Genomic DNA, 13,960 nt, shown 5'->3' on the forward strand with positions numbered 1-13,960 from the left:
ATTCTCAATTTTTAATTTTTCAATAGCACAATCATTTTTAAAGAGAAATCAAAGAACACCATTTTGGGATTCACATTCTGTCCTATATGTAATTGTGCTTCACTAAGTTCGTCCATTATGCCCATCACATTCCGCTCATTGACAAACGGTGCAAAACGGGTGGAAAAATTTTGTTCTTCGGGATTCATATACACTAAATCACGTTGATGAAAGTTGTATATGAAGTTTTCTCGTATCATACGTTGGCAGTAAGCCAGAAAATTCTTCTGACGTTCACGCCCCATGGAGGCTACCGCATCGCTCCATTGTTTCATTTCGCGTATCTTCCGTTGATAGGAGAGACGCATCAAATTTATAAAGAGTTCAAAGAACAGTTTGTTCTCCTCACTCAGGTGTATGGTTTCCAGTGCTTTCAGAAAATTGCCTTCTGAGCGATGTGCTATATCGTCAGCATCTTCTGGTTGTAATCCATATTTGGTTTGCAATACTTTTGAAATCTCAGGTTCTTTGATCCCATGAATGTTAAATCGTTGGGTACGGCTTTGGATCGTTTGCAAAATGGCATCAGGCTCTTCGGATACTAATAAAAAGACAGTCATGGCAGGAGGCTCTTCCAGTAACTTCAGCAGTTTGTTGCTGCATTCCACATTCATCTTTTCGGGAAGCCATATAATCATGATTTTGTAACCGCCTTGACTGGATTTCAAACTGAGCTTTCGTACAATCTCATCGCTCTCTTTTACAAAGATTTGCGCCTGTTGGTTTTCTGCTCCCATCTCTTTCAGCCAATGGTTCAGATTAAAATATGGGTTCTGCAGGACAAAGTTGCGCCAGTCTGCTATGAAATCATCGCATACAGTATCCTTTCCGGCTTTTTTCTTGATAACAGGAAAAACGAAATGCAGGTCGGGATGTATCAGCTTATTGAATTTCACACAAGTGGGGCAAATTCCGCAGGCATCTTGTTCACCACGGTTTTCACAGCAGATGTAACGGGCATAAGCTATTGCCAAAGGTAACTTTCCTGTACCTTCGGGACCGCAAATCAGTTGTGCATGAGGGATTCTTCCTTCTTTTACCTCGGCTATGAGCCGCTGTTTTGCTTCCTCTTGTCCTATTACATCTTTAAATAACATTGCTTTTTATAGTCATTTATTTACTGTTTAATAAATTGCTTTTGCAACTTCCTTTACACTGTTCACGGCACTTACGGTATAGAAATGAATGCTGGGAACACCACAGGCTATTAATTCACGGCACTGGTGTATGCACCATTCTATGCCAAGACTTTCCGCTTCTTCATCTGTTTGACATTTCATCGCTTCGCTTGCCAGTTCCTGCGGCAAGTCTATCTTGAACGTCTTAGGTATCATGTTCAGCTGAGATAATTTGCGGAAAGGCTTGATACCCGGAATAATAGGCACGTTGATTCCTTCTTTTCTTACTTTTTCTACAAATTCGAAATATTTGCGGTTATCATAGAACATCTGTGTCACGGCATATTCAGCTCCTGCTTCAATTTTTTTCTTCAGCCAATAAATATCTTGTTCCATATTGGGTGATTCCTCATGTTTTTCAGGATAGCAAGCTACTCCATAACTGAATGGAGTTCCTGTTATCTTGATAGGGGAACCGTCTACAAATACGCCTTTATTGAAATCATTGATCTGCGCTTCCAGTTCTATGGCGTGGTTGTAACCGTTGTTTTCGGGTACGAAAGCTGATTCGTGTTTTGCCTTGTCACCACGCAGTACCAACAAGTCGGTGATGCCCAGGAATTGTAGATCTAACAATACATATTCTGTATCTTCGCGGGAAAAACCGCTGCACAGGATATGTGGCACTGTCGTTATATTGTATTTGTTCTGCAAAGCGGCGGCAACAGCAACTGTTCCGGGACGGCGGCGCTGGCGTGTACGTTGGTACAGCCCGTTTCCCAGCTCTTTGTACACATATTCGCTGCGGTGGGTTGTAATATTAATATATTTAGGGTCGAATTCGCGTAGCGTATCAACCGTTTTATATAGTTTTTCAATACCCGTTCCTTTCAGCGGAGGGAGAATTTCAAAAGAAAAAGCCGTATTGTCCGTGCTTTTTATTAAATCAACTACTCTCATCGTTCTGTCTCGTTCTCTTATGCCTTCTCGGGCGGAATTACATATTTGGGCAAAAATAAGAAAAATATCGTAGTTTATGGGGATGAAAAAGCGATTTATTTTATCTTTGTTCTATAATAAAGTGAAACATACGGAGAGAAAAGCATTTCCCTGCAGTTAAGCCGTGGTTTTCCATACTTGTCAGGGATACCGTCCGTGATGGTGGAGTAACATTTCTCATGATTACAGGCATTGTTCTCTTAGAGGATGACCTGTCAAACTTTACTGCATGGAGAATAAGTTGCAGATGGGATAAGTCCCGTCCTTGCAGGAGATGAAACAATTTGTAAACCTTTGTTTGGGGAAGTGGCAGAGGTTTATAGGAACGGACTGAACAGATTGGCGAACCAACCGACGAAGCGTTTCCATCCGGAGCGTTTTTTATATTCTTCCTTAGTGAGCAGAGTGCTGTCCAGCTTGTCATGGTCAAACATGGTACTCAGTTCATGTGTGGTTTCTTTGTCAAAAATAAAAGCGTTGACTTCATAGTCATAGCGTAGGCTCCGGCTGTTCAGATTCGTACTTCCCACAGTGCAGAACAGGCTGTCCACCATCATGATCTTAGAGTGATGGAACCCGCCATTATACACATAAATCTTTGCCCCTTTCTTACGCAGCTTGTTTGCTGTATAGAATGCGGCGTCGGGGGTAAAAGGAATATCCGATTTGCCCGGTATCATGATTTCTACTTCAACACCTCGCTTCAGAGCCCGTTTTATGGCTTTTTTAATGCTTGGAATGGGAGTGAAATAAGGGTTCACTATTTGTATTTTATCCTGTGCGGCATCAATGGACTTGATATAAGTCTGCCTCATCAGTTTGGGCTCTTTTTTCGGAATACGGTCTACAATAGCTACATTCTTATTTCCCTTGAAAGTAGAATCGTTTCGTAGGGGATAGTATTGGCTTCCGCTTATGTGTTGTTTAGTGCTTTTGTTCCACATAGTCAGGAAGATGTTCTGCAATTCGTTTACGGCATTTCCCTCTATACGGATATGCATGTCACGCCAGTCGCCTATTTCCGGCAGACCCTTTATGTAGTAATTGGCTATGTTCATTCCACCAGTATATCCTATTTTTCCGTCTATGACTACAATCTTGCGATGGTCTCTGTGCAGGGCATGATTGATATAGGGAAATTTGAAAGGGTCGAATTTGACAATTTCTATACCTTTGTCACGGATTGCTTTTATGTGTTTCTTTTTTAATGGCTTGTTGTTTGACAAGTTGCCGAAGGCATCAAATAAAGCTCTAACTTCCACCCCTTCTTTTACTTTTTCCCCCAATAAATCAAATAGTGCGTTCGCTATGGAATCGTTACGAAAATTGAAGTATTCTAAGTGGATATGATGTTTGGCATGCCGTATTTCTTCAAAGAGATCGATGAATTTGGCCCGACCGCTTTTTAATAATTTCAGTTTGCTGTTTTGGGTGATAGGAATGCCGGCGTCCTTTAAGAAGTTGATAACGGCAGAGTCGCTTGTATAGGCTGGTACAGTATCTGTTACCGCTATATGGATGTTGGTCACTTCTTGTGACTGCGCTGTTTTTACAGTGAAGGGTAAGATGAATAAAAGTATTAAATAAATATGTTTTTTTATATCAAACTTCATTGTTTTTTTTATTAAGGCTGCAAAGGTATTTATTATTCTAGGAATGAACAAGCCATCGGTATTATTTATGTTTAAAAGGGAGAAATAGAACAGTGTGGTCATTCTGTTTAAACAGTTGATAAATTGGGCGGTAGAAATTTAATGAAGACTGCTTTTTATTATTCTATTCATATCTTTCTTCAGGTTCGGTATAAACATCTGTAGTGTGTGTGAAAGAAGTTTGTCAGTCCGGCCTTTCTGCTGTTATGACATTCAAGAGGAGGAGATACTGAAAAAAATAATAACCTGTCAGCGGGATTAAAAGAATGCATATCGCATCTCCAGCCCTGTTGCATAAGCCTTTTCTGTCTTCTGATTAAACCTTTTTATACGGATGTATTCTATCTCCATAGCCTTTGGAATTATCTCCATAAGCTTTGGAGTTATCTCCCAAGGCTATGGAGTTTACTCCAAAGGCTTGCGGAGATAAAACACACGGGAAGAAAACCCTTAATCATAAGGTAGGAAAGGTCTGAGGATACATATAAAATCTTTTAGTGGCGAATCTGATGTATGTGCAGGCCATACATACATTATGTTCATTCTTATGTGTATGTATATGAACTTCCATACGTCCAGAATGAAATTCCACATCAGAAACGGGGGTGTTTTTTATCTTTGCCGACGCATCGTAAGCCGTCATTCCGTGGAGGTACAAATCCTTTATGGTGCTTTTTACGAGGAAAAAGTTTTGGAATGCTCTACTTTGTATCAAGCTGGAATAGTTTATAAAAAAGAGAATATATAACTGATAACCAATATGCTATGAGAAAATTATCTTGAAAATGTAGTGAGGGCATGAGAGCATGAATGAGAGTAAGTATTTTTACATTGATGTATAAGTGGTTTATAATTAGCTTGTTATGTTTGTTGTGAGGGCATGAGGGCATAAATGTTTCAAACTTTCTAGTGAGAAAGACTGGTGCGTCAAGAATATTTTGGGAAACTGACCCGGAAAATCCATTCTTGGTTTAACCAGTTTAATTCTGATATAAAAAAAGAGAGCTATTTTGATGTAACTCTCTTTTTTTCTTGGTGATCCGCTTGGGGCTCGAACCCAAGACCCCAACATTAAAAGTGTTGTGCTCTACCTGCTGAGCTAGCGAATCAATCCTTTGTTATTGCTATTCTTCTGAATTGCGAGTGCAAAGGTAGACTTTTTAAATGAAACATGCAAATATATTACCTGTTTTTTTTGAATTATTTCTCTTTGGTATTGCTTATTTGTTGATTGTCAGTCGTTTTTGTACTTTCGGAAAATTCTTTTTCTTTTATTCGTATATACCTTTGATAATAAGAGAGCATTAAACTGGTACAAGGTAGAGCAATAATCATTCCTACAATTCCCATTAACGCTCCCCAAACAGAGAGAGATAATAGGATGATGGCAGGATTCAGACCTGTAATTTTTCCCATAACCTTTGGTACAATTAGGCCATCTTGTATGATTTGCACGATACAGAATACCAAAAAAGCGCAAAATAATATCCACCAGAAATTCTCTCCTGTATCCGCTGCTTTCAGTAGTGCCAATAAGACGGTGGGGATGAAAGCGATGAGCTGAAGATAAGGTACCATATTGAGAAGTCCGATAAATAAACCGAAACCGATAGCTAATGGGAAGTCAATAATAAGGAAACCTATACTGAATAGAATTCCTACACAAAAGGCAACAAATGCCTGGCCGCGAAAATATTTGTTCATTCCATCTTGCACATCAGTAACAATGCGTATTGTCATTTCACGGTGTTTGATAGGAACCAGTTTAATCCATCCTCGCGCAATGGCTTCATAATCCAATAAAATAAAGAAGGTATAAAGCAGGATAATGAATGAGGTAAATACGCTGACCACAATATTGACGGATTGGGTCAACAAGGCCCATACTTGTGGAAGCACATTACGCATAGTATTTGCGAAGTTGTTTTCGTTCAGTGCTTCATGTATTTTCAGCATATCTATATGTTCTTTTATGAAATTGGCCACAGTGCCGGGAATAGCTGCTTGCTTGGAACCTTCGATAAAATATTCGGTAAGCAGTTCTTTCAGCTTGCCGAATTCTTCAATGATAGGTGGAACAAGTCCGATAAATGCTAGTGTGATAATGGATAATAATACTAATAAAACAACAAATATGGAGATAACCCGATTCTTCAGACGCAGTTTATGCTGGAAGAAAATAACCATCGGGTAGATAAGATAAGCAATAAGCCATGCCACGAAAAAGGGGAGTAGCACTCCGCTAAGCTGATTTACTAAGTATAGAATGCCGATAATGACAACCGCTGTCAATATTCCACGGATAAAACTGTCGAATGTTATTTTTTTCTGCAGCATAAAGCATATGTTATTTATTTTCAGTTTCTTCTTTCAAGGACTCCATATAGCAGGCTCGGCAAAGCGGTTCATAATCAGCCTTTTCTCCCAATAAAACCCGCTTGTCACTTTTGGTGATTCGATGAGTGGCATAGGCTAGATTTCCACATTTCACGCAAATGGCGTGAACTTTGGTTACTTCATCAGCGATAGCCAGCAGGGCAGGAATAGGACCAAAAGGAATTCTTTTAAAATCCATGTCCAATCCTGCTACAATGACTCGTATGCCATTGTCGGCCAACTGGTTGCAAACATCAACCAGGCCTTCATCAAAAAATTGAGCTTCGTCTATTCCCACTACGTCTTTGTCTGATGAGAAAAGTAGGATACTGGCAGAAGAATCGATGGGGGTGGATGCAATGGAATTACTGTCATGTGATACGACTTCTTCTTCTGAATAGCGTGTGTCCATGGCCGGTTTGAATATTTCAACCCGTTGACGGGCAAATTTCGCTCTTTTTAAACGGCGGATTAGTTCCTCGGTTTTACCTGAGAACATAGAACCGCATATTACTTCTATTCTTCCTCTTCTACGCGTTTCCTGAATGTGGTCTTCTGAAAAAACTACCATAATTTTGATGTAACAATATAGATTAATTTTAGGTACAAATGTACGATTTGTACCTCGAAAAAGGACTATTTTCACTCGGAAATTTATTAATAAAAGATATAATGTTAAACTAAAGTGCAACATCTGTTAAATAATGGAGGCAATTAACTTTATTCATTTAATTTCTTTCTACATTTGTTCCATTATAACAGAATGCAATTGTTTTATGGGAAAACTGTATGTCGTACCTACTCCTGTAGGAAATTTAGAGGATATGACTTTCCGTGCCATCCGTGTGTTGAAAGAGGCTGATTTGATATTGGCGGAAGACACGCGTACTTCGGGCATTCTTTTGAAACATTTTGAAATTAAGAACGCCATGCAGTCTCATCATAAGTTTAATGAGCATAAAACAGTGGAAGGTATTGTGAATCGTATCAAAGCAGGCGAAACTGTTGCTTTAATATCTGATGCTGGAACTCCTGGTATTTCTGATCCCGGATTTTTGATAGTGCGTGAGTGTGTGAAGAATGACATCGAAGTGCAATGTTTGCCTGGAGCTACTGCTTTTGTACCTGCGCTGGTGGCGTCGGGATTGCCTGATGAACGTTTCTGTTTTGAAGGATTCTTGCCACAAAAAAAAGGAAGAGTGACCCGTTTGACTTCTTTACAAGAAGAAAAACGGACGATGATATTTTATGAATCACCTTACCGTTTGGTGAAAACCTTAACTCAATTTGCCGAGTTTTTCGGTGCCGAAAGGCCTGTTTCCGTATGTCGTGAGATTTCAAAAATTCACGAAGAAAGTGTTCGGGGCACATTAACTGAAGTTATAGCGCATTTCACTCAAAACGAGCCGCGAGGTGAAATTGTAATTGTACTCAGTGGGAAAGAGGACTAAAAATGAATAAACTTAAAATGTAAAGCAAATGAAAAAACTAGTATTTTTATCGTTGTTATCTGTAGCTTTATTGACTTCATGTGGTAATGGAGCTCAGAAAGATGCCTTGAAGGCTCAAAATGATTCTTTGATGGTGGAACTGTCAAACAGAAATGCTGAATTGGACGATATCATGGGTGCTTTCAATGAAGTACAGGAAGGTTTTCGTCAGATAAATGAGGCTGAAAATCGTGTAGACTTACAGAGTGGTTCTATTCGTGAGAATAGTGCTGATAAGATAAAAGAAGATATTCGCTTCATCAGTGAAAAATTGCAGTCAAACCGTGAGCAGATTGCGAAACTGGAGAAGCAATTGAAGAATAGTCAGTATAATTCCGCTCAGTTGAAGAAAGCTGTAGCCAACCTGACGAAGGAGTTGGAAGCTAAACAGCAGCAGATTGAGACTCTGCAGGCTGAATTAGCTTCAAAAAATATTCGTATCGCTGAGCTGGATGATGCTGTAGCTGGTTTAAGCCAGAATGTAAGTGAACTGACCGCTGAAAATGAAGCGAAGGCTGCAACTGTAGCCAGCCAGGATAAAGCTTTGAATGCTGCCTGGTTTGTTTTTGGAACAAAATCTGAATTGAAAGACCAGAAAATTCTTGAAAAAGGTGATGTCCTGAAAAGTGCGGACTTTAATAAGGATTATTTTACTCAGATTGATATTCGTACTGATAAGGAAATCAAGTTGTATTCTAAACGTGCTGAATTGCTGACTACACATCCGGTAGGTTCATATGAACTAGTGAAAGATGCAAAAGGGCAACTGGCCTTGAAAATTACAAATCCTACTGAATTTTGGAGCGTATCACGTTATCTTGTTATTCAGGTGAAATAAGAGAATTTAAATTATTGTTTTGTGAAAGGGTTGTGCCGTGAGTGACGCAACCCTTTTTTAATCTGCTTTATGTTGTATGTATAGAAGTATATTTATTGATTTGGATGATACAGTATGGGCTTTTACTGAAAACGCTCGTGATACATTCCAAGATATGTATGATAAATATCATTTTGATCGTTATTTTCGTTCTTTTTCTCATTTTTATACCTTGTACAGCGGGAAGAATGAGGAGTTGTGGAATGAATATGGTGCTGGTAGGATTACAAAAGATGAGTTGAATGAGCAAAGATTTTCCTATCCGTTGTTGCAGGTAGGAGTTACAGATAAAGCGTTGGTAAAAGCCTATTCGGATAATTTTTTTGATGATATAATTTACAAGAAGAAACTAATGCCTCATGTAAGAGAAGCTTTGGAATATTTGGCATCCAGTTATAATCTGTATATTTTGTCCAATGGATTCAGGGAATTGCAGGAACAGAAGATGCGTTCTGCCGGTGTGGAAGGGTATTTTAAGAAAATTGTTTTGTCAGAGGACATAGGAGTACATAAACCGTTTCCGGAGATTTTTTATTTTGCCATGTCGGCTACACAGTCCGAGCTACATACTTCTTTAATGATTGGAGATAACTGGAAGAATGATGTTGAAGGTGCGAAAAACGTAGGGATGGGAAATGTTTATTATAATATAAAAGGTGAGAGGGGCTTGCCTTTTAAACCTGGTTTTGATATGAGGGATTGGCAGGATATCGCTTCTTTCTTATGAAATTGAATGGAAGATGTTGATGGATAATTCTGTTGGCACAAACAATGTATTTGTATAAGGAGTGTCAGGTATTTGTTTCAAAGGGATGCTCCTGTGTATTGGAACATCCCTTGATAAGCATTTTTTTCTTTCAACTCCTTCCTTTAAAGATTATTTGAGAATTAGCGGAGTTGAATTTTTATTTAGTAACCTGGATTTTGTTGAGCTTTTAAAATAGGGTTAGCATTGGTTTCACTGACAGGTATTGGTAAAATCGCTCTAAAATAAGAACGGTCGAATACTTGTGATTCTTTATTTATAGAATAATGCCAACCTTTCTCATCTTCATTGGTATAACGTGTTATTGTTTCATTATTACGCATGGCGTCAAAGAAACGTTGTCCTTCACCTACTAATTCTTTACGACGTTCCAATAAGACTCTTTCTAGAGTAGCGGTAGACTCTGTAACTAATTGTTTTGTATCATCTGTACGGTTTTTAATAATTTCATTCAGATATTTAACTGTAGAAGCTTTGTCATTCAACTTAGCTGCAGCTTCTGCTGCATTTAAATACACTTCTGACAAACGAAGAATAGGTAAATTGTTTAATCGCATATCCCCTAAACTTCCCATTGGGAATTTATTGATAAAGATACGATTGTCTCCATAGGTCTTATACATATCGGTCGGTTTTCCACTGTCATCTGTTTTCAATTGTACCGGCAGAATCACATCCAAGCGAACATCACTTGGATCTTGAGCTAACATATCAACAAATGATTTTGTGCAAATAGCATCGGCATATCCATCTTCATGATATAAATATGCAATACCTTCACGGTCTGCCCAGTCGTCAGAGCCGCTATTGACAAGTTCAAAAATCATTTCATTGATATGATTGGCGTTGTTTTTATCCCAAGCGTTTGCATATTGAGCCTTTGTCCATAGGCTATAAGGAGAATTTTCGATAATGTTTTTTGCTATATCTAAAGCCTCCTGGTTTTTACCCATGTATATATACACGCGTGTAAGTAGAGCTTTGGCAGCCCATTCGTCAATAAATCCTTGATTGTCTCCAGCTGATTTAGAAACATTTAAGGCTTTGGAGTCAATGGCTTCGGTTAAATCTTTTACAATTTGGGCATATACTTCGGCCACTGTATTACGTCCGGGAATAGCACTGGCATTCAAAGGATCTATCGGGGTGGTCACAATGGGTACTCCCATTGAAGCTCCATAATCAAAAGAATAAGGCATACCATATACTTTTACCAAATCAAAATGTACCAAGGCGCGAACAGATTTTGCCTGTGCATAGATGTTGTTCACATTTGCCTGATTCTTTTCGGCATCTGTTATTTTGTTATTTTCTACGGCTTCTATCAAACGGTTGGCACGGCGTAATACATTGTATTGTACATTCCACATGTTGGGAGCATCGTCAATGGTGTATTTCATTTCGTAACAACTGGAAGAGCGCATTCCTTGTGTACGTGCCTGCATGTCATCTCCCCGGACGTCACCATAGTAAAACATACGTGCGGCATAATACTGTGTATAGGTAGAGTTTCCCTGCAGACCATCATACATACCATACAAAGCGGTTTTTGCATCATTGTAATTTGTGATGGCAGAATTACTGGGAATACTATCTGATGGTGTCAGATCTAGCCAATCGTTTACACACGAAGTCAATGCAATGGTTGCCATCGTGAAAACTAGAGATTTATATATTTTTTTCATTTTGTTCTCTTTATTTTTTAGATTATATGTTGAATAAGATTTCTGGATAATGGAATTTTAATATCCTGTTTCTTATTCTGTATAAACTTTATAATTAATAAATTAGAATCCAACTTCTAAGCCAAATGTAATGGTTCTTAAAGCCGGTGTTTCAAATGTACATAGTCCATCAACGGGTGTTTCCGGATCAACATATAAACCATCTGATTTCCATGTCAACAGATTGTTTGCAGAAACGAAAGCCCTTAATTTGTTGATTCCCCACTTTTGAGATACTTTGGAAGGCATAGTGAAACCTAATGTGATATTTTTGATGCGCAAATGATCTGTAGACATCAACCAACGAGATGATGCGATATTAGTATTTCCATATGCAAACTGAGGTAATTTAGCATTATCGCCCGGTTTTTTCCAAGTGTCTTCTATTTTGTAATAAGCAGGTACGTTACCCAAATAATTATATGTACCTCCGTTAGATTGCAACCAAGTCGCATAGTCATAAGCATGGCCTCCTAATGAGTAGGTTAATGTCATATTGAAATCAATAAACTTCCAGCTTACAAAGTTTGTGAGACCACCCTGTACGGTAGGTTCAACTGATCCTATGATTGTTTTATTTGCTTGTGCGGAGTTGGTAGTTGTCTCTCTGCTTCCATCTTCTCCGTTTATATAATATAATTCTTTACCTGTTGCAGGATCAACTCCTGCATATTCATAAGCATAAATAGAATAGTATGGTTCCCCAATACGATGAATGGATACACCGCTAATCATTTCGTTCTGTTCACCATCCAACTTTGTTAATTTGTTTTTATTGTGGCTGATGTTGAATGTGGTAGTCCATGTCAAATTGTTGTTTTGAATATTCGTTGATTTGATTTCAAACTCAAATCCCCGGTTTCTCATTGAGCCTACATTCATCAATGTATTAGCAATACCACTCCCGTCAATAATGCCGGGTACAGCAGATATAGCTCTATCCATCAACAAGTCTTTAGTTTCACGATTGTACCATTCGAATGTTAAAGCCAGACGATTCCACAAAGTTAAGTCCAGACCTATATTTGTTGCATAGTTCTTTTCCCATTTCATATTAGGATTCTCGATACGATTTTCTGCAGAACCAGCTCCTTTATTATAATTGTATCCAAATCCGAAAACACCCAAATAACCATAATAATCAGATGGCTGTGTACCATTTACACCGTAAGAAGCACGTAACTTGGCATCAGTAATTACTTCTTTTATATTTTCCATGAAAGATTCACTGGTAATTCTCCACGAACCGGATACAGACCAAAAATCACCCCATCTGCTTTCTCTAGATAAACGTGAACTTCCGTCACGACGGAAACTGGCACTGAAATAATATTTATTTTCATAATCATAGTTCAAACGTCCTAGAAATGATGTCATACGATATCTTTGTACACTGCTGGATGCACGGGTATTACCTGCATTTTCTATTTCCGGCAGATAAGATGGATAGGTGTTTCCGTTAGCATATACATAATCATATTTGTAATCTTCTGTTTCAAAGCCAATTAAAGCGTCTAAAGTGTGCTTTTCTGCAATTACTTTGTTATATGTCAATTGAGTTTGGGTATTCAATTTCGCACGGTTTCCCATAACACGCTGGTAAACTCCATTAGAAGAACGTCCGTCATTTGAGCGGGGATCCCACCAAACACGTTCATTGTTTTGATTGAAATCATAACTGACTACCTCTTTTATGTTTAAGTTGTCCCAAATGTTCCATGTTGCAGAAAGAGAACCTAAAAAACGGTTTATTGTACTTCTGTTATAATTATAGGCTTCTGTTTGTATAGGATTGGCACCATTTAATGCCGGGAAGTTTGTGCTGAAAGAACCATCTTCATTATACGGATATGTAGAAGGAGAGGCAGTCATTGCATAGCACATGATGGGGCTGGCAAAACTGGTCCCTTCGTTGTTTACGTTTTGAGTGGAGTTGGTAAACATTGTGTTTGCCTCCAGTGTCAAACGATTGGCTTGATGAGTTACATTGGCACGTCCGGTAAAGCGTTCATAGCCGGAAACGTTTGTAATACCTTCCTGTTTAGTATAAGCAAAGGAAGTATAAAAACGTGTTTTTTCGCTTCCTCCTTGTGCGCTTACTTCATAATTTTGGTGACTTCCGTTGCGGAATAAGACGTCTTTCCAGTCTGTATAACCCGACCATGGTCTTGCGGCGAAGTCTTCAATATTCTTATCTGCGAAGGCTTTTGCAGCTGCTTCGTCATTACCATTGTTTAATGCATAGTTTGCAAGTCCCAGATGTAGTATTTCACGTCTGTCTTCTCCATTTAAGATCGGACGGTAGTTAATGGCCATGTTGGAAAGTCCCCAATCTGCTCTTAAATTGATTTTTGTCTTGCCGGATGCCCCTTTTTTAGTTGTGATAACAATTACACCGTTGGCAGCACGAGAACCGTAAAGTGATGCAGCGGCGGCATCTTTTATCACGGTCATAGATTCGATATCGTTGCTGTTTAATGTAGCCATAAGGCTGTTACCTGAATCTGCGTATGAGAATTCACTAACATTGCCATTCAGCATAGGGACTCCGTCAATAACGTACAATGGCTCATTGCTGGCATTGATAGAACCCATACCACGAATACGTACAGAAGCGACAGCTCCGGGTTGTCCTGAAGTTGATGTAATTTGTACACCAGATACAGAACCCGCTAAACGATCCTGAACACTAACTGTAGGGATATCTTGTAATTTCTCTGTTGATACATTAGAGGCTGATCCTGTAAATGATGATTTTTTGAAATTACCATATCCTGTTACTACCACTTCTTCAAGCACTTCGGCATCCGACTTCAAAGTAATATTGACAGTCTGTTTTATAGCCACTTCTTGTGTAGCCATTCCGATAAAGGAAACTACCAAAGTCTTTGCAGAACTAACAAGACACAGAAAGTGCTT

Annotated in this window: 10 protein-coding genes and 1 tRNA gene; 3 read left to right on the forward strand and 8 right to left on the reverse strand. The window is 38.8% G+C overall.

The features are described from left to right. Window positions 1-11: 11 nt before the first annotated feature. The 6 genes from AB5935_RS07065 to AB5935_RS07090 form a co-directional block, all read right to left on the reverse strand. Window positions 12-1,136 (reverse strand): ATP-binding protein, encoded by a 1,125-nt coding sequence (locus AB5935_RS07065; protein ID WP_007836435.1) that lies wholly within the window; start codon window positions 1,134-1,136, stop codon window positions 12-14. Between the two features lie 27 nt (window positions 1,137-1,163). Next, window positions 1,164-2,117 carry a methylenetetrahydrofolate reductase [NAD(P)H] gene (gene metF, locus AB5935_RS07070; protein ID WP_007836433.1) on the reverse strand — a complete coding sequence of 318 codons (954 nt, stop codon included), beginning with the start codon at window positions 2,115-2,117 and terminating at the stop codon, window positions 1,164-1,166. A 356-nt stretch (window positions 2,118-2,473) separates the two neighbouring features. Next, the gene (gene cls / locus AB5935_RS07075) at window positions 2,474-3,769 is read right to left on the reverse strand and encodes a cardiolipin synthase (RefSeq protein ID WP_007840615.1); all 1,296 of its coding nucleotides are present in this window, start codon (window positions 3,767-3,769) and stop codon (window positions 2,474-2,476) included. 1,072 nt (window positions 3,770-4,841) lie between these two features. After that, window positions 4,842-4,917, reverse strand: a tRNA-Lys gene (locus tag AB5935_RS07080). 91 nt (window positions 4,918-5,008) lie between these two features. Then, a complete protein-coding gene (locus AB5935_RS07085) occupies window positions 5,009-6,145 on the reverse strand; it encodes an AI-2E family transporter (protein ID WP_022185009.1) in 1,137 nt (378 codons plus the stop codon). A gap of 10 nt (window positions 6,146-6,155) precedes the next feature. After that, complete coding sequence (locus AB5935_RS07090; RefSeq protein ID WP_008655654.1) at window positions 6,156-6,755, reverse strand: thymidine kinase; 600 nt, start codon at window positions 6,753-6,755, stop codon at window positions 6,156-6,158. 205 nt (window positions 6,756-6,960) lie between these two features. Between AB5935_RS07090 and rsmI the strand changes: the two genes are divergently transcribed. From rsmI to AB5935_RS07105, 3 genes are all read left to right on the forward strand, one after another. Continuing rightward, complete coding sequence (rsmI, locus tag AB5935_RS07095; protein ID WP_007836423.1) at window positions 6,961-7,635, forward strand: 16S rRNA (cytidine(1402)-2'-O)-methyltransferase; 675 nt, start codon at window positions 6,961-6,963, stop codon at window positions 7,633-7,635. Between the two features lie 28 nt (window positions 7,636-7,663). Continuing rightward, entirely contained in the window at window positions 7,664-8,512 is an 849-nt protein-coding gene (locus tag AB5935_RS07100; RefSeq protein WP_007836421.1) for a hypothetical protein, read from the forward strand. Window positions 8,513-8,588: 76 nt separating this feature from the next. Continuing rightward, window positions 8,589-9,278 carry a YjjG family noncanonical pyrimidine nucleotidase gene (locus AB5935_RS07105; RefSeq protein ID WP_007836420.1) on the forward strand — a complete coding sequence of 230 codons (690 nt, stop codon included), beginning with the start codon at window positions 8,589-8,591 and terminating at the stop codon, window positions 9,276-9,278. A 182-nt stretch (window positions 9,279-9,460) separates the two neighbouring features. Here AB5935_RS07105 and AB5935_RS07110 read toward each other — a convergent pair whose 3' ends face one another. After that, complete coding sequence (locus tag AB5935_RS07110; protein WP_007836419.1) at window positions 9,461-11,002, reverse strand: RagB/SusD family nutrient uptake outer membrane protein; 1,542 nt, start codon at window positions 11,000-11,002, stop codon at window positions 9,461-9,463. 102 nt (window positions 11,003-11,104) lie between these two features. Next, the gene (locus AB5935_RS07115) at window positions 11,105-13,951 is read right to left on the reverse strand and encodes a SusC/RagA family TonB-linked outer membrane protein (protein ID WP_080565197.1); all 2,847 of its coding nucleotides are present in this window, start codon (window positions 13,949-13,951) and stop codon (window positions 11,105-11,107) included. Window positions 13,952-13,960 lie beyond the last annotated feature (9 nt).

Source organism: Phocaeicola sp. RTP21198st1_B8_RTP21198_201120, from assembly GCF_040929485.1.
Taxonomy (GTDB): Bacteria; Bacteroidota; Bacteroidia; order Bacteroidales; family Bacteroidaceae; genus Phocaeicola; species Phocaeicola dorei.